We start from the raw sequence: 19,353 nt of genomic DNA, 5'->3' as shown, positions 1-19,353 counted from the left end.
ATGAAAAAGATTCTTACAATCCTCGTGATTCTTTTTATGGGTGGTTCCTCACTGAACGTACATGCCCAAATGGTTACAAATGACCCAATACACACGGCGATTACCACGCTGATTAAGATGTTTCAAGACCCATCTTTTAAATCAATCGTCTCGAATATCGAAAAATTGAAAAAGGTAACGTCCGCTGTAAGGCAATTTCACCGAGGCTCCGAAATCATTACTTCGGTCTCAAACATTACAGCAAAACTTAATACCTATTCGGCTGCCATTGCCAAAGACGGGCATATTTATCCGGTAGAATATAAATTGATGTCAAAAGACGTGGGCATGTTTACACAGGAAGCAACGAAGCTGATTAAAGACATGAAGTCAGCTACAACCGCTTCCGGTGGTGTGCTACAAATGACTGACGCAGAGCGCGCAAAATGGCTTGACGATACCTACATGAAGGTAAGCGCATTTGAAGGTAAAATTACACGTTACTTCGAGGGAATAAAGGGTGCATCTATCAGAAGATCAGCTTCAAAAGCGGATGTAACAGCAACATCTAATCTCTACAAATTTGCTGCGGTCGTTCCTAAGGGTTACTTCGGCGGTGGTGTTGGAGCAATTGTAGGGACGAAAGGTTACGATGATAAATACAACGACTCGCTGAATATTCCTTTGGATTATTTGTATGAGACACAAGCCTACAAGGATTTCCAAAAGAAAATGCGCGAATGTGAATTTAGAAATCAGATGTTTTACAAGCGTCAGGAATATGAAGCAACAAAAATGCAGGCGCACGCCCTGGCTAAACTTTGGGAACAGGGTTATGTAATGCAGGCCAAAAATGGATTTTTCCAGAGCAAATCCAGTGCGCAGCAAAATTTCAACAGCCAAATGAACGCGATAGTCGGGGATAGCGCCAGCTTCACGTCCGCTAATTCAGTGTCTGTATCCGGTAATATCAACTTGGAGAATATGCTTGAAAACGAAATCCTCGCGATTTATGATCCGTCAGGAAAGCGGATTTCGCCCGAGATATTTCAAATGCAGGTGGAATTTCTCGCTAAGGAGCTATATCTGGAATATGGTATTGACCAGCAGCTCGAGAAAGAATACAAAATTCAGGAATGTAAGGAGCTGGCACAGTCATTCGACGCGATCATGAAGGCCGCAGAAGCCGAGTATTTGAAAAACAACCCACAATAGTACTTTAACATGGAAGATATAGGACAAGGGGTAATCGGCCTGATCAATCAGATTTATAATGAAATGATCCCAATGACCGAACAGATTTCGGCCATGATCGTGGGCAAAGTCAATATCATTGCTGCAATTGGCGCAACCCTATACTGCTTTGGCAACCTGATCAAACAGGTCTACTACAATGAGGAAATTAACTTCCTCCCTTACATGAGGCCGTTCCTTGTCCTGATGCTGATCCCTCTTTCACCAACCGTTACTGAGGGGATTGACAAGGTTTCAACAGAGATCAGGCAAGCGGTGAACGGGTCTAACGCTAAGATTGCGGAACGCATTGAAAAGAACTCTGAAAAAATGCAGGAAGCCATCGACAAAAAATGGGATAAAATCGGCAACGATGAAGCATTATATGAGCAAACGTTTGGTAATACACGTGCGGAAGATGATAGCGGGATGTTTCCCCTGGGGGACGATATCAAGCTGATGATGGGAAGATCAACGGATCAAATCAAAATTGCCCTGGTCCTGCTGATTCAAAATCTGTTGATTACGCTTATGTATGTTGCCGAAGCCGCATTACTACTCATGAGCTTGTGTTACCGACTGGTTTTGAAAATGGGGTTTCCGATTGCTATAACCCTCACCATTTTCCCCGGCTTCACAAACAATATGATCCATTGGTTCGGGAAATATGTCAATTTCTCGTTGCTGCCAGCGGTGGCCGCAATGTACTCGACGATTTCTTTCGGGTTGCTTGACCTATACCTTAGCTCTGACCCGGCTGACGTAGTTTCAGGTTCAGATACCCAAAACCCGGAATTTTTGGGCTTCGCTTACATAGGCATTCTCTGCATTTCATTGGTAGGCTACCTATTCGTGCCCAGCATGACTGCAATGCTTGTAAATATCGGGGGCGTGGGTACTATAATGGCTGGCTCTACCAGAGCGGTTAATCAAGCCGCCGGCACCGCTTCCCGAGGAATGACTAATGCAGCCGATAGAATTGGCCGTGTCGCATCAAGCGCAACATCAGGAGCAGCGCGAGGCGCGGCCCAGGGCGCAGCAGTGGGAAGCGCAGTTCTTTCCACTGAAAGCACAGCAGGTAGGGCAGTAGCAGCCACAATAGGAGCTATGGGAGGTGCAGCGGTTGGGGCAGTAAAGGGAATTAGCAAAGCTGGTAAGGGAGGTAGCGATAGTAAATCAACCAAGGTATAACCATGAAATACTACAATAACAATCTGGTCTACGCATACAGAATTTGGATTATGGCCTGTACCGTGCTCGTCGCCATCGCTTCAATGATCACGCTGTATGTCGTTGTCACAAACTATAAGTCCTATGAAAAGACGATAGCTAGAACCTACGTCTACGGTTCCAACGGGGCTTCAATTGAAGTAAACTTAAAACCAAAAAAATAACATGGAAAAGCTTTTCGAGATAGACAAGAAGTTCAAGCACCAGAGATTATTGACGATAATTACAATTATCAGTTTGGTAATAATCTCGATCACTTCGATTGTCTTTTCAAATCAGGTCACCAATGACTTTACAAAACGTATTTATGTCGTAAACAAGGACAAGCAATTTGAGGCAATGGTATCTACTGTCAATGAAAACAGATCGGCTGAGATACGTTATCAACTTGAACGTTTCCATGAACTTTTTTTTACAATATCACCCGATCCAAAGGCGGTTGATTTGAACATGGAAAAAGCCTTCTACCTAGGTGATGAAAGTGTTAAAAGACTTTATGACGACTTGATTGAGAGGAACTTTTTCCGAAACATGATCCAGGGCAATGTTAACCAGACAGTCAAGATCGATACTATTCTCGTAAATACATCGACCTATCCGTATACGGCTGAAACACAATTCCGTATATATCAAACCCGCGCGACTGGAAAGGGCACGAAAAAGGGAACTTCAACTTGCAAACTTGAAGATGTGGTTAGAACTACAAACAGCCCTAACGGACTGATAATACGCGATTTTAAGTTTTCGTCTGTTGATGCCAAAAACTCACTAGAAGATGCGAATTAAAAAGCTTTGGCCTCGCCTGATTAATAATCACCTTTTAATTGAGCACCGGATTGCTAAACGACTTGATAAGGCAAGTAATAAGCCTTACGTCGTTCTCGGAATTATTGTTGCCTTAATCATATACAACATTATTATTCATTACATCTATGAGCGATTTAAATAGCCAAAATAACAATCAGCAGGATATTGATCTAGATTCTAAAAAGAAGAAGCAAGGTCAAATGTTGCTAATCATGCTTTGTGCCATTGTACTGTTAGTTGGTGGTATCGTCTACTTTAACAATAGCCTTGGAAAGAAGAAGAGCGCAGATGAAAATAGCGATCTGGAAAACATCATGCCGCTTGAAGCCAAGAACAAAGCAAAAGAGGAAAAGAGCAAGTATGGACGGGATTATAAACGGAAGTTAGCCGACGAGAGTTACGAAACCGGTGCCGCTGATCTCACCGGTGAGCCTGATCAGTATAAGCGCAGATCCAACGAAGGACTTACAGAAAAGGATTATGAGGAAGTCCGTCAAGCCGGTAATACTGGTGCCCCAATCACAGCACCGAGGCACACTCCGAAGATGAAGACCAAAGAGCAAATGAACAGAGAGAACCAGCGGAAAATCGCCGCAGCTCGCAGACAAATCGCCTACGACGCTAATCCTGAAACTCCCTTGTTTAAAAAATCACAGGAGGAAATCAGGGAGGAAAAACTTGCGGAGCTGGAACGTCAAAACAATGCAGAAATGACAAAAGCTGTGCTTGCTGGCTTAGAAAAAGCCTCAAATGCTCAAAATGCACCTTCCGGCGTGATCCCGACAGCGGTTAGTATTAATGATCCGATGGCAGGCAAGCCGCAAAAAAAGGGCTATCCTGGGCAACCGAAAGGAGCGGCCAACAGTTTGCAACCGGCCATTAATGAAAATACGATTGCCAAGGCTACAAGTACCGGATTTTATAGTGAATCCCGCTCATTGGAAGCCGAAACAATGAACCAGTACAGCTATATACCCGCGGTGATACATGGTAACGGTGATGGCATCAAAGTTCAAAACGGATCCAGCGTAAAGCTTCGCCTACTCGCAGCAACGTATATTAACATGGGTAACATCAAAACTCTGCTGCCAAGAAACTCCCTTTTAGTAGGCACAGTTCGTATCTCCAAAGACCGTGTTAACATCGTCATTGGCTCCGTGCGGATCAATAACAACGTTATCCCCGTTAAAATGATCGCCTTTGACATCGATGGGGTTCAAGGGTTGTATATACCGAACCTGATGGACAAAAATCTACTAGGCCGCGAATTGGCCGAAGCGGGTTCTAGGCCGTTACAAGGTTCCGTCTGGACACAGGGCTCCATGCGAAACCAGATCGGAACTCAGGTCGCGACGGATGTTGCCCGAACTCTGACACAAGGTGCTTCACAATTTGCCAGGAGAAAAATGCAAATCGTACGCGTGACCATCAAACCGAACTACAAAGTCCTTTTAACGGCCGGTGAACTGGAAAACACCGACGACACCGAATCAATTTCAAATTATTAACAGACTACTAATCATGAAAAAGTACGCCTTTTTTCTTGCCTTCCTTATCCCGGTTTCCCTGTTTGCTCAACTGCAACCCGCAAACCCGGATAACGTAAGAGACGCTGAAAAGCGCAATAACTACATTCTTCCTATCGCTAGAATGTCTATAAAAGGGAGCCATCCGGTGGGGATCAACTCAACCAAAACGGTACACATCATCTTCCCGTCGCAGATTAAAGAAGTTGACGCGGGTATCCCTGAAATCATTACCGAAATCACGCCCTCTTTCAACAACGTGTTAAAAGTGAAAGCCATCACAGACGAAGGTTTTAAAGAGTCAAACCTTACTGTTTTAACGTCTGGCGGTGACCTCTATTCGTTCATCGTCAATTATCAGGAAACTCCTGAAATTCTGAATATTAACGTAGAAAAAAACTACGAATCTGACAAGATCGTTTCACGCACGTTCAATGCTTCCACTTTCCATAAATCGGATTTTTTAATACCGGAGGTCAACCTCTCGGAAAAAGAGATTCAAGACAAGTTCAGCTATATCCTGAACTCAAAAAAGACCATCAAAAATATCGGTGTGCGAAACCACAATGTTTCCGCTTTCCTGGACAACATCTATATGGATAATTCACTGGTATACATGGCCGTAACCCTTCACAACTATTCCGGTGTTACTTATCCGGTCGATTTCGTGAAAATCTACCTGCGCGACGTGGAAGGGGCTAAACGCCAAGTCATACAAGAGGAAGAACTAAGCATTGTTTTGCTGGACAACATCGATATTTTAGAGCACAGCACTTCCAAAAGTTTTGTGATCGCCATCCCGCGAATCACCATTTCAAGTGATAAACAACTTGATTTTGAGGTATATGAGGCGAAAGGTGGGCGGCATTTGCGCTTTCCCATCAACTCGAAAATCGTTTCAAAAGCTAAATCATTCAAAAAATGAGATACATACTAATCGCCTCGCTGATCCTGCTGTGCTCGGCCTTCACCAACGCACAGGTACATATCAAAAACCAACATTACGTTCAGGTTAATGCTGGTGGGTATGATAAACTGATTCATCCTGATTTTGATAACTTCTTTTTGCAAGTAGAATACGGCAAATACAGCAAGAGGCTTAATACCAGAGGATTTGCTTTCCTGTATGCCAAGAAGTTAAGCGGTAATCTAATCCCTGTTGAAAAGTACCAAGCCTCGTTCAAGCAGGAATTGAACATATTTTCAAGCGCAGACCTGCGAAGCACCTTCAAAGTACTCGGCACTATCGACTTTGGGTATGAATCCATCAATCGGGATAAAGAATACTCCGGTCCTAATTATGTAAGCTCCAAATCAGCTTTCATTTTAGGGTTAGGAACTGGTGCGGAGTATGAATTTTCCCCTATTGTCATTGGGACCAGGGTGACCTATAATTTTCTATCCAATTATCAAAAATTCACGACCTATCCTTACATAGGATTAAAATTTCATCTAAAATGAAATATCTACTCTACACTTTAATTGCAATATTTTTGTTTTCCTGCAACAAAGATATTGCCGTGGACATCGACCCGCAGGATATAGCTGAACCAGACTATAACCTACTGTCCGAGGCTCCTGGTTTCTTTAAATATGATAAGGAATCGAATAAATATAGTACCAATCCTACGATCTATCTTAGGCCGTTTGAAAATGTTACCAATCTGGATAACGTTACATTGAAATTCGATTCTAATAATTTTGCCCAGTATATTATAAAGGGTGATACTCTTTACAATAATGATAAAATCAATATCAGATATGCTGATTTCAAGAACTATTTACTTATATTTAAATATCAGTCAGAGAAAAAAGGACAACATGAAATTAGCATCGAAACAACAATCAGGTCTGTAACCAAAGAAACCAAATTAAGCATCACCACAACTGAATAAAAAATGTTCTCAACCAAGTTAAAAATTTTATCAATTAAAGACCCGGAGGATATAAAATCGGGTGGCAAGTCCTTACAAGTTCGATGGATTTTTGGGCTCGTTAACGATAAAAATGTGGCTTTTAAGCTATGGAACGATCTGGCAAATGATCCTAAACTTATTTTAGAAAATGAAATTGAGGTTGAATTTAAGATCGAAAGTCGGGAAAATAACGGTCGGTTCTTTACAGATTTAACAATCATTAAAATCATTTGAAAATGAAGCCATTATTTGTCTTTTTCGCCCTACTGTTTGTTTCGTGCTCAAAGGATACGCCCGAGCCAGATAATATTTCCGCTGACGCCAAGGCCGAAAGAGCTGCTTCGTCTCTTGATAGTTTTGTCGGAGAGTGGATTTATACGGTTGATAACCAGCCATATAAAAAAATTATTGTCACTAAGCAGAGCGGAGCCTACACGTTCAAACACTATGTGATGTTAGCAGGTGCTTACGAACTGGATAAGGACGTATACGAGGCTCAGGACTTGCTTCCAATCAACTTCGTTCCTTGGGACAAGTCTCCGACATTCCAGCCGCTTGTTAGCATCAAGTCGTCTTTTACCTCCGGGTCGGCGGCAATTACGTACCGCGTTATTTCTGGTAAAATATATCTCGAACTCGGCATTTCCAAGTATTTAAAGGAAGGGATATGAAAGGGGCAAAGAATGACTTTTCCATGACTTTTTTTATAAAGGATAGCGATATTAGGTCAAAACCTGTTGATAAACAGGTTTTGTATTTAAAATACGTCCATGATACTGAAAAGGCCATTCGGTGGCTTAGGGCGAACAAAATTTATTGGGACTACGCCAATATATACAATCGGCGTACACGCGAATTTAAGCAGCGAATTTATAATAATTTAAGCATCTAGTTTCAGTATTTGACACCTGATTTATGAAGCTATTCGACGTTATTTTATTGGTTGTTTTTCTCTCTATCCTGGCATATGTATTTTGGATTTCATATAGAAACTGGAAGATTGAAACAGATACATTTCTGAAAAAGATTGATTGCTATAAGGATGAGTTATTGCAGAACCGGCACAGAGTAATTAATAATGCTCGTCTTAATGGGTTTCCGGTTGGGAACGTAATTTTCATTATGAATATTGACGGAATAAATGTATTCTATCATTTTAATTCTTATCAATTTTTGCCAGATTTTTTACCTAATGAAGAACTAATGGCGGACGTTAGAGAGGCTACTCAGACTTTTCTTGAATTCAAGGAAGCGCCTAAATCTTTTTCGGAAGCAATTGAGTTGGTAAGCGAGTATTACAACCATTTTCCTGATAGTGAAGCACATTTATATAAGGATGATTTTTTTAATAAAGTACCATACCTTTTACCATTTTAACAGTTTCCTATGGAAAATAATAGCAATAAATTCGACGCGCCTCAGATGATCGGCAAAGATCAAAAAACTTATGGCTTAGAAAGGCAAGAGCAAAGTAAGATTTCTTATGTTGAGCTTCAAAAAGATGATAACGATAAGTTTAAGAGAACGGAGAACAAATTTGAAACCACTCCGGCTGAACTGACCAAGGGGGTTAAAGAAGGGGCTGTTAAGATCATTATGCCATCTAAGTCTTTCATGCAGGAGAGTTCTCGTAGGCAGTTTGAGGAAAACTTTAAGGCTCCGTCGATTATTGGAAAGGAGGACAAGACGTTTGGTTTCGACAAGCAAGACCGTAATAAGTTATCCTACATAGAGTTAAGTAAGGAATCGGGCGCATGGAAGCGTACTGATAACAAATTTGAAACCGAGATTTCAGATCTCGTAAAAAGCATCAAAGATGGCTCTGTTAAAGTCGTCAAGCCGCATAAAGATTACATCTCCGAGAAAAATAAGCTGTCCGAAGAGAGTAAAGTTGTGGACGAGAGGAAGGATCTCGAGAAGAAGGAGAAAATCGAAATCAAGCCGATTGTGGTTGAGCCCTTAAACGCCAGGGAAAAAAAGGAGGTTAAAGAGGCTTTTCAGGAAGGGAAGTTGGAAAACAATAAGCACGCGACGAATCTTTTCAAAAAATTCGACAAGCAGTTGGAGTCCGTACCAGATAAAATTCAAGGCAATAATCTGACAAATCAGGATAAATTGAAGCTGTTGGTTGGGGATTATAGCGACCACCAGAATACAAAATTCACAGTTCAAAAAGATAAAACAGTGAGCATGGAAGGTAAAGAAAATGGACTGCTAACCAGCGCAAATAGTCAGTTTTCAGAGCGCCAGATCGAGAAGCAAGCGGCCAAAGAACAGACGAAGGTACAGGCACCGGCATTAGCGGTATAAACGTTGAGTATAGTAATCTTGAAAGTGGCCTGATCGTTTTCAGGTCATTTTTTTTATTTTTTGATGTAGGGAAACCCCGCAGGGGCGGGCTATCCGCTATATCTTTTTTCTCCGCAAAAAGGATGCCGCTTCTATCCCTGTTTCGGCTTGCCCGCAGTCAACGGTACCTGCTCCCTGCAACACAAACCTAAATGTAAAAATAAGTCGCTCACAGTATCTGTCAAGGTCGAGCGCAGCGCGTTTCAAAAAAATCTTCCTTCTTCCTGCGTCAGAAGAGTATTTTTTTGAAAACCTTGACAGATTCTTACCGCTTCCTTATAAAGACATTAAGATTTGGGTTTTGGGGGAAAGAATTATTCCCCTTTTTCTCTGATGATTAAACCGCGTCAGTGGGAGTACGCTTGTAGACAATCCAGCGATTGGCTAGGTCATAAGTTCCGGAGATCCCGCGGTAAAATGTAGACATTATTTGCGTCCAGGATCAAAGCCGGCACGAGCTGCACACGATCAAATGTAGACAAACCTAACGCGCATTTTCGGCTTATGTCGCTACGCGCACATTTTAAAATTTGTCTTCTATGGGTTGCTTTCGCGTTCGAAAAAAGTTAAAAAAATACCCGAAAAGAGTTGTAATATATTTAAAAAACGGGTATCTTTATGTAACAAAATCAATCGGTGCTCATACGTTAATGAGCTCAAATCATGAAAGCTAAGAATTTTGTCCCCACTACTACAAACGATGTCTTTCAGGTTGTAACTGACAGAATTATTAAAATGCTCGAAGATGGGGTGAATCCGTGGCGAAAAACATGGCTTGTCGAGCCAAATTCTGATTTTGCTGGTCCTAAAAACTACGTAAGTAAGAAACCCTATCGGGGAATTAACTTTTTCATGCTTAGTTGTACAGGCTTTTCATCCCCTTACTTTTTGACTATGAAGCAAGTTAACGAGAAGGGAGGACAGGTAATAAAGGGAGAAAAGGCGACACCTGTAGTTTTTGCCAAGACATATACTTTCCGGGAAACTAAAGAGGTAGACGGAGAATCTAAGGAGGTTGATAAAAAGGGCTTTTGCTATAAGCTCTATTATGTTTTTAACATCGAGCAAACCACATTAGAAGTCCCTGCGGTAGCTATACCGGCTGGCGTAGAGCACAAAAGTGAAAAAATTGAAGCTTGCGAATCCATTCTTAGGGGATACCAGTCCGCACCAACATTTAAACATGGCGGTAGCAAAGCATATTATCGTAAGGATTGCGATTTAGTGCAAATGCCCGCAATGAGCAGCTTTAATTGTTCAGAGGCATATTATAGCATTCTGTTTCATGAAATAATTCATTCAACCGGCCATCCAAAGCGATTGAACAGGGAAGGGGTTGCAGAATTTGACCGTTTTGGCTCCAAAAGATATTCCCAGGAGGAATTGATCGCAGAAATGGGCGCGGCATACCTTAATTCCGTTTCTGGGATCAGTTCGCCGGAGCTAGATAGTAATTCTGCGAGTTACATCAAAGGATGGCTCAAACCCCTCAAAAACGATAAAAAGTTCGTTTTTAAAGCTGCTTCTGCCGCTCAAAAGGCAACAGCTCACATCTTAGGTGAGCAGTCGAATGACGAGTAATTGACCACATCGAACTTCACAGCAGGCTAATTCCCCACCAGCCGGGAAATTTCGGTTTCCCGCTGGTGTCTTTACCAATCGGTGCCCATACGTTAATGGGCAATTATAATGACCAAATTTGAAACCTTCATTGCGTCGGTTCAGACGCTCTACCCATCCGCGAGAAAGGTAGTAAACCACGGATACACCTTTTTTATCGATGAAAAAGCCCTGCTCTTTATAGCCTTCCGTGGACGATCTACCAAGGCCGTTGTCAAACGCTACTTCGATACCCTGGACGAGCTCAATAAATGCTATCACTCACTGGTAAACAGGGCAATGGAAACAAACAAGATCAATAGTGAAAGGCAGAAGCGCCAGCAGCAGCGAAATGCGCGAGACATTCAGCCCGGAGCTATATTTTACGCTTCATGGGGGCATGATCAAACCAACATCGAGTTTTACCAGATTATAGCGGTTAAAGGCATAAAGGTTATTATTAGGGAGCTTTACCAAGATAAGCAGCACAATGCTATCGACCACGGCTACACGTCAGCCATTAAAGACAGTTTCAAAGGCGAGGAAATTGTATTACGTATAGGGAAATACGGTTTGAAAGTTGATCAGAGAAACCCGCTTTCCAAATGGGACGGTAAGCCGGTTTACTGGTCCTCATACGCGTAATTCGGGGCGGCTTTGCCGCCCATCCTGTCATTATTATTGTAGACAGTCCCGGTTCAGCTCGCGCCTGGATCAGCCACCGGTGGCCGCCTCGTGCTTTGCATAATGTAGACAATCCAAGGTTAAACCAAGTCAGAATTTCCAGAAATTTCGCACCAAAAATGTAGACATTTCTTTTGTCCAGGATCTTCGGCAGCTCAAAGCGATCGCTCGATTTTGTAGACACCTTTCGCGCGTTTGCGGCTTATGTCGCTACGCGCACATTTTATTTGTCTTCTACGGGCCGCTTTGCGGTTTATATAATTATATAAATATATTCCCGATTTGTGTTGTATTGTGTTTAAATATTGGGTATATTCGTATAGAAAAATCAATTGGTGCTCATACGTTAATGGGCTGGAAACATGAAGGTTAACAAATTCATCAATCAGGAAAGCATTTTCAAATATGTGGAGACTGGCAAACAAGTGTTGTTTGTTTCTTTCATTCTACTGACAGTTTGGGGATTAATACTGGCCTTTTATAGTTAATTCCTGAAAGTATTTGCTATGTGTTTAATTTTCGGGTACATTTATATGGGCAACTAACGCTAATCAGGAGAAATCAAATGCCTACGTTATTTATTATTTTCGGTCTGCGGTTCCACTTTTATTCAAACGAACATCTACCGATCCATGTTCACGTTAGAAATTCGGACGGGGAAGCAAGTTTTGAAGTCGATCCGGTAAAACTGACCAGTAATAAGGGAATCAAAAAAAAGGATATTAGCCTAGCAGAAGCTATAATTGAAGAAAACAAGGAAATCATAATTGCCAAATGGCACGAATATCATGGACATTGAGGTAAAAAGAGTTTGGTTTCAGAACGATGAAATATTCATTGAAACGGTCGAAGGCGAGAGGCGCAGCCATCCCTTAAAATGGTTTCCCAGGCTCGACAAAGCCACCAAGGGACAGCGGCATAATTTCGAATTGTCGCCTTTCGGCGTCCACTGGCCGGAACTGGACGAAGATTTGAGTTTTGAAGGGTTCTTTACCTACTCGAAAGAGCCGATTTCAAGCTAAATACAGCTCAAAATAGTGGGGGGATATTTCTAAAAATCTTTGGAATATCCCCTTTTTTTGTTGTTTTGTATTTAAAAAATGGGTAGTTTTATGCTGCAACAATCGGTGCTCATACGTTAATGGGCTGGCTATATGGAATTTGTAAAATTCATTAACGGCCCCCCTTTTTGGAGGGGTTTTATTATAATATCTATGAACAACGAAGCATTAGAGCAGGAAATAGCGACAAAGATTAAACGCCTAAGAAAACAGGCCGACATTAGCCAGGAAGAAATGGCTGAAATCATCGGCTATAATCCAAAAGTAGTTTCTGCCATCGAAGAAGGGCAGAGGTCATTAGGTCTAAAAACGCTGATAAAATGGGCTGATGCTGTTAATAAAAAATTAATCGTTGATTTTAATAGCCGCTTGACTATCAAGAGCTTTTTGGACGAGATCGAGCAAATTAATGATCTGATGTATCCAATATTTGAAAGAACCAAAGTTGCAAAGCTGATTGGTGTAAAGTGGGATACGCTAGTTCGAAGGATGGGGAGTAAATCTATTTCGCCGAATGACATGGCCGTTATTGTCGATTTTTATGCCGAGCAGATTGGTAGAGAGAAAGCGGATAGGATGAAATATATTCTTACCGAAAAGTACGAGCTGATCGAGCGTTTGACCACGGAACGCCTGAAAGGTATGGGTATACCCTTCACCGAATTAAGCAAGTACAGTAACATTAACTACAATATCATCATGAACGTGGTGAACGGGCGGGAACTGTGGGGAGTAGCCAATCTCAAAAAGATTAGTGATTATTTGGAGCATTTAAGCACGCTTAAATTTTTAGACAATGAAAGAAATATTGCTTAGGAACCTGAATGCTGAAAACAAAGCAGATATACGGGAAATTCTCGAAGACTATTTAAGCAGAGATTACGTGCGCACAACTAACGGCTCTACTGCCGTCGAGCAATTGATACGGGAATTTCACCGTAATGAAATCAGGACAAAAACCGAAATTGACAAGCTCAATGAGCAGTTAAGAGAAATGCGAGGCCGGATTAGAAATTTAACCGACGAAAATCAGGCTTATGAATCCAAGCATAAGGCATTTGTCAGTTCCTTTAATAATTTGATAGGTCACTCATCGCCTGCGAAAAATAGTGTATTTGTGAACTCGCTTACTGATCTACTGAATCATAGATCATGATAATGATGTAAGTTCTCATCCTGTTTTCTCTCTGGCTGCCAACACTGAATGTACTGCCGAGTTTTTGTAGACATTTTTTCTTGCCAGGCCTGGCTCGAGCGCTTCCGGATTATTTCAAATTGTAGACAAAATAGTCAAATACAATACCCGAAAAAGGTTGTATTGTATTTAAATAATGGGTACATTTGTGTATTGAATCACAAATACAGCATATCATGGAATCGCAAAATGAAGTCTCATTTGTAGTAACTAAGATTGAAGAGCCAAGAAAGTTCGGTTCCGTGTTTGAAATCGGCGGTGAGTACATCGGTATAAAAGACGGAAGGTCAATTTTCTGGACTGATCCGGGAAGCGGCCAGCAATGGATTTTTTATAATAATGATACCTGCCAAGTTATTTAACTTAATACACATACAACAGATGAAAAAGCCAATCTTCGTAATTCTAACCCTTTTCCTGTTTAGTAAGGCATATGCTCAAAAATGCCTTAGCAATGAAGACATTTATGCGATGTGCCGCGATTCGGTTAGTAGTTCGGTGATCATTACAAAAATGAAATACTCGGAATGCTGTTTCAATCTGGCAAGTAGTGACCTGATCGAGATTTCGAAAAATAAGGTCCCCGACGAAGTGATTAATGAGATGATTGCACAGATGGGATCACATAAACGAACCAGTTCACGAGGAAGAAGCCCACGAGTGCCCAAGTCATTTTCTAACCGCCGCGACTAATGAAGAACGATCAGGACTCCAAACGGTTGAAAAACGACAGTAAAAGCCAAACAAAACGGGTATATCAAGTTTCAATATATGCCCTTGGGCTGGTGCTCCTAACGCTAATTTTCAGCGTTTTGGGTATTTTACCCAATCGGGTCTTAACTGGCAAGATTCTTCAATTAGCGGTCGCCTTAAACCTGCTATATCTGTCAATCGTCATTTATCAGGCTGGCAATAAAGGATTATATGGTCGCGCGTTAATGCCGGTAGTCTACCTGATTGCTGGCTGGCTGGCGGTCGCTGTTGCTGTTAAACTGATGGTCGCCGGATCAATCTCTTTGTAGACAATCTTGACAGCAACCAGGTCAAAAGTTTTGGATATCCTACGCTGAAATGTAGACACAGCCCGCCCAGCTCAGGCGCGGATCAGCCGCTATCGACATGATATCGACCTGTCGAATGTAGACATTCATACAACAAACTAAAACCTTCATTTATGAAAAAGATTCTTCTTACTCCCTTTCTGTTTCTGCTTACTACTATCGCGTTTGCTCAGACGTGTTTGGTTAATGCTGACATTGTTTATATGTATACGAATGCTGTTTCAGAGCGCATCATTCTGACGAAAATAGAGAAATCGGTTTGCTGTTTCAGGTTGGAACCTGAGGATATTGTCGAGCTGACGAACCAAGGAGTTCCCGAAAAAATCGTGAACAGAATGATCTACGTGATGCAAAGGAGAAATGTACAGCCAGTGTATAATGCACCTGTTGCTGTTATGCGTCCACGGATACAGGTACGGTACAGAGCGCCCCGTGTTCGCATCTTAGGAAATTTTTAAATCAAAGGTGTGTCAAATCACGCATGATGCGTTTGCAGACCTGCATCAAGATTTTGCTATATTGTTGACAAACCAAGAGAAGGTAACACTATGGAAGTTTTAGAAGAAATTTATTTCCAAGACAAAGACAGGATGCAAAAAATTGATTCTGTTGCGGGAACGTTATCCAATGGCTGGAAATTGACTGTTCACTGGGAAGCACAGCTTGTAAATTATGTGTATGTCCCAAAAGGAGAGACCGAGGAAGAATATTTGGACTGGTGGGAGAGTGAGAAGCCCAAGCACATTAAGCACTTTGTTGATTTTGTCGATTCTTTTGGTCTGGCAGCGTTAGTAGCAACAGTTAGTGCAAAAGCATATTGGCCTGTGGGAACAGATCAGGACACGGTATTCAAAACGGAGAAACCAATCTTATTCTCAGATGATGATGTCACTCTTAACAGTTGCTGTGTGGTCATTTCCTTGGATATAAACCATACTGGTAGGTTGATCGAAGTATTTATAACAGTCTAGTAAAATAATGTTCTTATGACAGTTACTTTTGAGTGTAATAATAATGATCATATCGATCTAAATTACCTAAATATTGGCGGTCTGATAAATCGGGAAATCGAGGGAAACAGAAATGATTTACAATTCTCGAAGCGTATTGCAATATTGGAAGATTATTTGAATGGCCGAGAAGATAGGGAGGGTTTACTCAAAAACGCTTTTGAACAGAGTACATTACTGCATTACAGTTTTGTTCAGAATTTGCACAAAGGGGATATGATTTCCCCTAGATGTTTTTACCCTCGAAATCACGTTGGCGAAGCAATATTGTCATTCTTCGAACCAGAAGACCCTTATTGCTTCTTTGTCTTTCAGAAGTGGTTTCAGAAGTGGTATCATTCGATTACGCACGTGGAACTGTTTCTAGTAATGGTACACAAAACAGACGGTTGGGAAAATGAATTTGAGCAGCTAATGACACATGGTGTAGATTTTAGATTTGAACACTAAGAAACCTGAGAGGCTATGACTTATAAAATATTTCTAAATCATCGTTACTTCAAAGGACTTAATTTGTCCATAGAAGCTGACCTCCCTATCATTCCACGCATTGGAGAATATATCGACCCTTACGTATTTCTAACTGCGGAAGAAGCTAAGATCGTCGGCGAGTATATTGAACTTGGCAGTTATATGGATTTTACATATGTGCGAGGAGTTAGACATTCGATTGAGGGTAGCCAGATGATCTTTTTGGAACTTGACAACACTACCTTCAAGGAAAGAAGCCACAACTTGAGCGTAATATGAAGAACTTAGTAAATAACACGATTATGTTGCATTTTTTTGCTTGGACTCTCACAGCAATTTTAGCGTTTGCAGTGCGTGGTTTTTAGGGCTTCTAAAATTTTAACGTCAGGACTACGCGCGTTACGGCTTATGTCGCTTTGCGCACATCTTAAAAATTGTCTTCTACGGGTTGCTTTCGCCAATAAACAATATTAAAATAATACCCAAAAAAAGTTTCTTAGTATTTTAAAAACGGGTATATTTATAGAACAAAATCAATCGGTGCCCATACGTTAATGAGCAGAAGTCATGAAAGCTACAATAAAGCTGATCAGCAGTGTTTGGACGTTGGAATTTGAAATGGTTTCAGAAGGTGAAATCAAGATTCTTCGCTATTCGCGCGATGATCCAGAGGGGTACGAGAAGGAAGATCAGTTTCCAAGGTTGATGATAGACGAAGATGCTCAACGAACTGTGTGGGGCGTCTATCTTATGCCATTTGATCCATTCAAATGCTGGGCTAATATTTCTGAATCCGTTTATTTTAAAGTCGTAAATCCTGCCCACATATTCAGTTACGGTTCGTAATTTTATTCCTGCCATCCTGTGCTCCGGTCTAGGGTGCAAACATTTATTTTTTTATTTTTTGGCCAATCTTTTTTAGGCGGTTACATCCCTTGAAGTTTATTATGAGTAAAAGTAAAAACATCACAGATGAAATTTTGAAAGCATCACATCGCGTAGAGCTTTTTGTAAGAAGGGTGGAAAAGACTATTCAAAAGGCTGTTACATACGAACCTGATAAGAATATTAAGAATGATATAGAATTGATTGCAGAATTTGTTGAAAGTCAAAGAAAAGTTATTTATGAAACAAGGACGGCTTTACAGGGTTTTTCAGACGGCAATGTAGAAAATTACCTTGATAGAGAAATAAGCGCAACGCCACTTTCTACTAGGACATTCCTTTGCCTGAGAAGCGCGGATATTAGGACGGTTCGGCAACTACTTGCATATAAGGACAAGCACGGAGTCGATAGCTTGCTGAGATTCCGTAATTTTGGTACGAAGTCTTTTGATGAAGTGGTTAATTTTATTAACGCGATTGAAACTATATGAATGGCGATTCGTTTTCTAATGATTAATCATATGAAATGAAAAAGCAAGGACTAGAAGAAACCCGTCGGTGGGAAGATTTGACCGAGTCGGAGCAGTTGGTAGTCACGACCGTACACACTGCCGGGATTGAAGGGAATATCCCGAGGCTCAAAGAAATTTTAGACACTGTAAGGCCGCTTATCGTGATCGGGAAAGACTGGAAGTATTGCCGGATTCACGAAGAGAGCGCGCCGGTTGTGAAACTCTTGATCCGGGAGTACCTGCAAAGATGATACATATATGAATAGACAATATGTCATTCAAGCTTTCGAGCTGAAACTGAAAGGTCGCTTTGATGTGCTGCATAAATATTATGGTGAAGCACGTTTTGAAATCCCCGCGCAGATCATGGTTATACGGGTTAAAGATAAACTTGGCATTGACATCAACGAAGACGCGATCTATAATCTAAAAAGAAGGCGGAAAAAGTCGGCCGAGTTGGTCCATGCTAGGGGGATTGCGAAGGTGCGGTCTCCAAGACCGCGTTTCTTCGGAGGGTAGCAAAGTGTAGCCCCAACAATGAAAATCCAACGACCTGCCTACCAAAAACCGGTGACTGAAAAAGGATTATTCGGGGAGGCTAAAAAATTGGTCGAATAATCTATTTTATGTTAAAGACGAAAACATGACGCAAGAGTGGAATCAAAATATCTATACAACTTAAAAAAGTACGAGGATGACAGGATTGAAATGGGCTGATTTGTTTTTTGTGGTCGGTGGGGTAACCGGCTTGGTACTGATGCTGACCTTTTACAGGGTCTGGTCCAGCAGGCAGCCGTTCACCAAGGCCAGGGTCACCCTCTTTAGAGTGCTTGGCGGTTTTACGGCATTCTTCCTGGTGATGGCCGGTTACCTTCAAAGCACACACGCCAACACGGGAACCGGAGCTGCGCCGGCGACGCATGAGGCTGATCCGAAGGGCAAGTACCTGGGGCTATGGAAAGCACCCCGAGGAAAAGCCAGTATCGAAATCTATGAAGAGCACGGCGGGCTTTTTGCCAAGTTCTGGCAGGGCGATATCATGCCCTTGAAGTTTCAGCAGGAAGGCCAGTATTACGAAGGCGCAACCGCATTGGGCGCAATGCCTTTGATCATTCGAAACGATACCTTGCAATATAGCCAGTCCAAATATATCAAGATGCAGGACTAACGGATCACGACTATGAACGGCATTTCAAGATCACTTGTCCGAATACTGGTCATCGCCACCGGCGGGAAGGAGCTGACGCCAGGCGAGGAAGATACAGCAGCATGGTTACTCGTCATTGCGCTGTTTCCGTTTGTGCTCCGCGTGGGCATTGTCCTGATGATCGGTTCGGGCGTCACACACCGGTCCCTGTTCACCGATGACGTATTCTTTTATAGTAGGACAGTCGTAGGCAGCGGCTTGCTAGGCTTCGCTCTTGCTTTGGCCGCACGCCAGGCGAACAGGTTCGTAGTCCGCATGTGCCTGATCTTGGCGACGATCCTTTTGATCGGCCCATTATTGGAGTTACTGGCGACGGCATTGGATATGCCAACCACACAATCAATTTGAATTACTGTAATCAACATCAATGAAAGACCAAGATAACCTAAGACGGCAGTTACAAGTGGCACGGGACAGATATGCCCATGTAGACAGCCACGGCGCAGCTCTCGGCTGGATCAGTCGCCGCTTGCAATCGCCGGCTTTTCGAAGTGTAGACAGGCCATCACTGAATCTGGTTTAAACATCTGGAAATTGATCACATGAATGTAGACATCTCTTTTGTTCAGTATCTTCCGCATCTGGCCGCGATCGCTCAAATTTGTAGACAGCTTTAATTCACTAATAA

27 protein-coding genes are annotated in these 19,353 nt (G+C 41.9%); all 27 read left to right on the top strand.

Going from position 1 to position 19,353, the window contains the following annotated elements; all coding sequences use genetic code 11:
- Window positions 1-1,194 (top strand): hypothetical protein, encoded by a 1,194-nt coding sequence (locus IEY24_RS31940; RefSeq protein WP_188939363.1) that lies wholly within the window; start codon window positions 1-3, stop codon window positions 1,192-1,194.
- Between the two features lie 9 nt (window positions 1,195-1,203).
- Complete coding sequence (locus tag IEY24_RS31935; protein WP_188939362.1) at window positions 1,204-2,403, top strand: TraJ family protein; 1,200 nt, start codon at window positions 1,204-1,206, stop codon at window positions 2,401-2,403.
- A gap of 204 nt (window positions 2,404-2,607) precedes the next feature.
- Window positions 2,608-3,228 carry a conjugative transposon protein TraK gene (locus IEY24_RS31930; protein WP_188939361.1) on the top strand — a complete coding sequence of 207 codons (621 nt, stop codon included), beginning with the start codon at window positions 2,608-2,610 and terminating at the stop codon, window positions 3,226-3,228.
- A gap of 146 nt (window positions 3,229-3,374) precedes the next feature.
- A complete protein-coding gene (gene traM / locus IEY24_RS31925) occupies window positions 3,375-4,757 on the top strand; it encodes a conjugative transposon protein TraM (RefSeq protein WP_188939360.1) in 1,383 nt (460 codons plus the stop codon).
- A 13-nt stretch (window positions 4,758-4,770) separates the two neighbouring features.
- Window positions 4,771-5,700: a conjugative transposon protein TraN gene (gene traN, locus IEY24_RS31920; protein WP_188939359.1), complete on the top strand. Its 930-nt coding sequence runs from the start codon at window positions 4,771-4,773 to the stop codon at window positions 5,698-5,700.
- Window positions 5,697-6,236: a conjugal transfer protein TraO gene (locus IEY24_RS31915; protein ID WP_188939358.1), complete on the top strand. Its 540-nt coding sequence runs from the start codon at window positions 5,697-5,699 to the stop codon at window positions 6,234-6,236. Before traN ends, IEY24_RS31915 begins: the two co-directional genes overlap by 4 nt.
- Complete coding sequence (locus tag IEY24_RS31910) at window positions 6,233-6,670, top strand: hypothetical protein (protein ID WP_188939357.1); 438 nt, start codon at window positions 6,233-6,235, stop codon at window positions 6,668-6,670. Before IEY24_RS31915 ends, IEY24_RS31910 begins: the two co-directional genes overlap by 4 nt.
- 3 nt (window positions 6,671-6,673) lie before the next feature.
- On the top strand, window positions 6,674-6,925 hold the full coding sequence (locus tag IEY24_RS31905; RefSeq protein ID WP_188939356.1) for a DUF3127 domain-containing protein: 252 nt from the start codon (window positions 6,674-6,676) through the stop codon (window positions 6,923-6,925).
- A gap of 2 nt (window positions 6,926-6,927) precedes the next feature.
- Window positions 6,928-7,362: a DUF6705 family protein gene (locus IEY24_RS31900; RefSeq protein WP_188939355.1), complete on the top strand. Its 435-nt coding sequence runs from the start codon at window positions 6,928-6,930 to the stop codon at window positions 7,360-7,362.
- A gap of 244 nt (window positions 7,363-7,606) precedes the next feature.
- Window positions 7,607-8,068: a hypothetical protein gene (locus IEY24_RS31895; protein WP_188939354.1), complete on the top strand. Its 462-nt coding sequence runs from the start codon at window positions 7,607-7,609 to the stop codon at window positions 8,066-8,068.
- Window positions 8,069-8,077: 9 nt separating this feature from the next.
- Window positions 8,078-9,001, top strand: coding sequence for a hypothetical protein (locus IEY24_RS31890; protein ID WP_188939353.1), 924 nt, complete (start codon window positions 8,078-8,080; stop codon window positions 8,999-9,001).
- A 702-nt stretch (window positions 9,002-9,703) separates the two neighbouring features.
- A complete protein-coding gene (locus IEY24_RS31885) occupies window positions 9,704-10,621 on the top strand; it encodes an ArdC family protein (protein WP_188939352.1) in 918 nt (305 codons plus the stop codon).
- 108 nt (window positions 10,622-10,729) lie between these two features.
- Window positions 10,730-11,284, top strand: a complete 555-nt coding sequence (locus tag IEY24_RS31880; RefSeq protein WP_188939351.1) for a hypothetical protein — start codon at window positions 10,730-10,732, stop codon at window positions 11,282-11,284.
- Between the two features lie 604 nt (window positions 11,285-11,888).
- Complete coding sequence (locus IEY24_RS31875; protein WP_188939350.1) at window positions 11,889-12,122, top strand: DUF4160 domain-containing protein; 234 nt, start codon at window positions 11,889-11,891, stop codon at window positions 12,120-12,122.
- Entirely contained in the window at window positions 12,112-12,345 is a 234-nt protein-coding gene (locus IEY24_RS31870; RefSeq protein ID WP_188939349.1) for a DUF2442 domain-containing protein, read from the top strand. The genes IEY24_RS31875 and IEY24_RS31870 overlap by 11 nt, the downstream gene beginning before the upstream one ends.
- A 192-nt stretch (window positions 12,346-12,537) precedes the next feature.
- Window positions 12,538-13,200 carry a helix-turn-helix domain-containing protein gene (locus IEY24_RS31865; RefSeq protein ID WP_188939348.1) on the top strand — a complete coding sequence of 221 codons (663 nt, stop codon included), beginning with the start codon at window positions 12,538-12,540 and terminating at the stop codon, window positions 13,198-13,200.
- The gene (locus IEY24_RS31860; RefSeq protein ID WP_188939347.1) at window positions 13,181-13,540 is read left to right on the top strand and encodes a hypothetical protein; all 360 of its coding nucleotides are present in this window, start codon (window positions 13,181-13,183) and stop codon (window positions 13,538-13,540) included. The genes IEY24_RS31865 and IEY24_RS31860 overlap by 20 nt, the downstream gene beginning before the upstream one ends.
- A 215-nt stretch (window positions 13,541-13,755) precedes the next feature.
- Window positions 13,756-13,941, top strand: coding sequence for a hypothetical protein (locus IEY24_RS31855; protein WP_188939346.1), 186 nt, complete (start codon window positions 13,756-13,758; stop codon window positions 13,939-13,941).
- 330 nt (window positions 13,942-14,271) lie between these two features.
- A complete protein-coding gene (locus IEY24_RS31850) occupies window positions 14,272-14,601 on the top strand; it encodes a hypothetical protein (protein ID WP_188939345.1) in 330 nt (109 codons plus the stop codon).
- A gap of 587 nt (window positions 14,602-15,188) precedes the next feature.
- Complete coding sequence (locus IEY24_RS31845) at window positions 15,189-15,611, top strand: hypothetical protein (RefSeq protein ID WP_188939344.1); 423 nt, start codon at window positions 15,189-15,191, stop codon at window positions 15,609-15,611.
- A 15-nt stretch (window positions 15,612-15,626) separates the two neighbouring features.
- On the top strand, window positions 15,627-16,100 hold the full coding sequence (locus IEY24_RS31840; protein WP_188939343.1) for a hypothetical protein: 474 nt from the start codon (window positions 15,627-15,629) through the stop codon (window positions 16,098-16,100).
- Window positions 16,101-16,688: 588 nt separating this feature from the next.
- On the top strand, window positions 16,689-16,967 hold the full coding sequence (locus IEY24_RS31835; RefSeq protein ID WP_188939342.1) for a hypothetical protein: 279 nt from the start codon (window positions 16,689-16,691) through the stop codon (window positions 16,965-16,967).
- 101 nt (window positions 16,968-17,068) lie between these two features.
- Window positions 17,069-17,497 carry a DNA-directed RNA polymerase subunit alpha C-terminal domain-containing protein gene (locus IEY24_RS31830; protein WP_188939341.1) on the top strand — a complete coding sequence of 143 codons (429 nt, stop codon included), beginning with the start codon at window positions 17,069-17,071 and terminating at the stop codon, window positions 17,495-17,497.
- Window positions 17,498-17,532: 35 nt separating this feature from the next.
- Window positions 17,533-17,769: a hypothetical protein gene (locus IEY24_RS31825; RefSeq protein WP_188939340.1), complete on the top strand. Its 237-nt coding sequence runs from the start codon at window positions 17,533-17,535 to the stop codon at window positions 17,767-17,769.
- Window positions 17,770-17,776: 7 nt separating this feature from the next.
- Window positions 17,777-18,037, top strand: coding sequence for a hypothetical protein (locus IEY24_RS31820; protein WP_188939339.1), 261 nt, complete (start codon window positions 17,777-17,779; stop codon window positions 18,035-18,037).
- 175 nt (window positions 18,038-18,212) lie between these two features.
- Window positions 18,213-18,686 carry a DUF2147 domain-containing protein gene (locus IEY24_RS31815; RefSeq protein ID WP_188939338.1) on the top strand — a complete coding sequence of 158 codons (474 nt, stop codon included), beginning with the start codon at window positions 18,213-18,215 and terminating at the stop codon, window positions 18,684-18,686.
- A 12-nt stretch (window positions 18,687-18,698) separates the two neighbouring features.
- Complete coding sequence (locus IEY24_RS31810; protein WP_188939337.1) at window positions 18,699-19,073, top strand: hypothetical protein; 375 nt, start codon at window positions 18,699-18,701, stop codon at window positions 19,071-19,073.
- Window positions 19,074-19,353: the final 280 nt, after the last annotated feature.

The organism is Dyadobacter endophyticus, assembly GCF_014641595.1.
GTDB lineage: Bacteria > Bacteroidota > Bacteroidia > Cytophagales > Spirosomataceae > Dyadobacter > Dyadobacter endophyticus.
This window is presented reverse-complemented; position numbering and strand designations above follow the sequence as displayed.

Bases quoted from the DNA above. Each gene is read 5' to 3' on its own strand.
- IEY24_RS31915 (WP_188939358.1), top strand. From the start codon at position 5,697: ATGAGATACATACTAATCGCCTCGCTGATCCTGCTGTGCTCGGCCTTC.
- IEY24_RS31815 (WP_188939338.1), top strand. From the start codon at position 18,213: ATGACAGGATTGAAATGGGCTGATTTGTTTTTTGTGGTCGGTGGGGTA.
- IEY24_RS31905 (WP_188939356.1), top strand. From the start codon at position 6,674: ATGTTCTCAACCAAGTTAAAAATTTTATCAATTAAAGACCCGGAGGAT.
- IEY24_RS31875 (WP_188939350.1), top strand. From the start codon at position 11,889: ATGCCTACGTTATTTATTATTTTCGGTCTGCGGTTCCACTTTTATTCA.
- IEY24_RS31910 (WP_188939357.1), top strand. From the start codon at position 6,233: ATGAAATATCTACTCTACACTTTAATTGCAATATTTTTGTTTTCCTGC.
- IEY24_RS31835 (WP_188939342.1), top strand. From the start codon at position 16,689: ATGAAAGCTACAATAAAGCTGATCAGCAGTGTTTGGACGTTGGAATTT.
- IEY24_RS31845 (WP_188939344.1), top strand. From the start codon at position 15,189: ATGGAAGTTTTAGAAGAAATTTATTTCCAAGACAAAGACAGGATGCAA.
- IEY24_RS31865 (WP_188939348.1), top strand. From the start codon at position 12,538: ATGAACAACGAAGCATTAGAGCAGGAAATAGCGACAAAGATTAAACGC.
- IEY24_RS31930 (WP_188939361.1), top strand. From the start codon at position 2,608: ATGGAAAAGCTTTTCGAGATAGACAAGAAGTTCAAGCACCAGAGATTA.
- IEY24_RS31900 (WP_188939355.1), top strand. From the start codon at position 6,928: ATGAAGCCATTATTTGTCTTTTTCGCCCTACTGTTTGTTTCGTGCTCA.
- IEY24_RS31860 (WP_188939347.1), top strand. From the start codon at position 13,181: ATGAAAGAAATATTGCTTAGGAACCTGAATGCTGAAAACAAAGCAGAT.
- IEY24_RS31830 (WP_188939341.1), top strand. From the start codon at position 17,069: ATGAGTAAAAGTAAAAACATCACAGATGAAATTTTGAAAGCATCACAT.
- IEY24_RS31855 (WP_188939346.1), top strand. From the start codon at position 13,756: ATGGAATCGCAAAATGAAGTCTCATTTGTAGTAACTAAGATTGAAGAG.
- IEY24_RS31820 (WP_188939339.1), top strand. From the start codon at position 17,777: ATGAATAGACAATATGTCATTCAAGCTTTCGAGCTGAAACTGAAAGGT.
- IEY24_RS31840 (WP_188939343.1), top strand. From the start codon at position 15,627: ATGACAGTTACTTTTGAGTGTAATAATAATGATCATATCGATCTAAAT.
- IEY24_RS31870 (WP_188939349.1), top strand. From the start codon at position 12,112: ATGGACATTGAGGTAAAAAGAGTTTGGTTTCAGAACGATGAAATATTC.
- IEY24_RS31890 (WP_188939353.1), top strand. From the start codon at position 8,078: ATGGAAAATAATAGCAATAAATTCGACGCGCCTCAGATGATCGGCAAA.
- IEY24_RS31880 (WP_188939351.1), top strand. From the start codon at position 10,730: ATGACCAAATTTGAAACCTTCATTGCGTCGGTTCAGACGCTCTACCCA.
- IEY24_RS31885 (WP_188939352.1), top strand. From the start codon at position 9,704: ATGAAAGCTAAGAATTTTGTCCCCACTACTACAAACGATGTCTTTCAG.
- traM (WP_188939360.1), top strand. From the start codon at position 3,375: ATGAGCGATTTAAATAGCCAAAATAACAATCAGCAGGATATTGATCTA.
- IEY24_RS31895 (WP_188939354.1), top strand. From the start codon at position 7,607: ATGAAGCTATTCGACGTTATTTTATTGGTTGTTTTTCTCTCTATCCTG.
- traN (WP_188939359.1), top strand. From the start codon at position 4,771: ATGAAAAAGTACGCCTTTTTTCTTGCCTTCCTTATCCCGGTTTCCCTG.
- IEY24_RS31935 (WP_188939362.1), top strand. From the start codon at position 1,204: ATGGAAGATATAGGACAAGGGGTAATCGGCCTGATCAATCAGATTTAT.
- IEY24_RS31940 (WP_188939363.1), top strand. From the start codon at position 1: ATGAAAAAGATTCTTACAATCCTCGTGATTCTTTTTATGGGTGGTTCC.
- IEY24_RS31850 (WP_188939345.1), top strand. From the start codon at position 14,272: ATGAAGAACGATCAGGACTCCAAACGGTTGAAAAACGACAGTAAAAGC.
- IEY24_RS31825 (WP_188939340.1), top strand. From the start codon at position 17,533: ATGAAAAAGCAAGGACTAGAAGAAACCCGTCGGTGGGAAGATTTGACC.
- IEY24_RS31810 (WP_188939337.1), top strand. From the start codon at position 18,699: ATGAACGGCATTTCAAGATCACTTGTCCGAATACTGGTCATCGCCACC.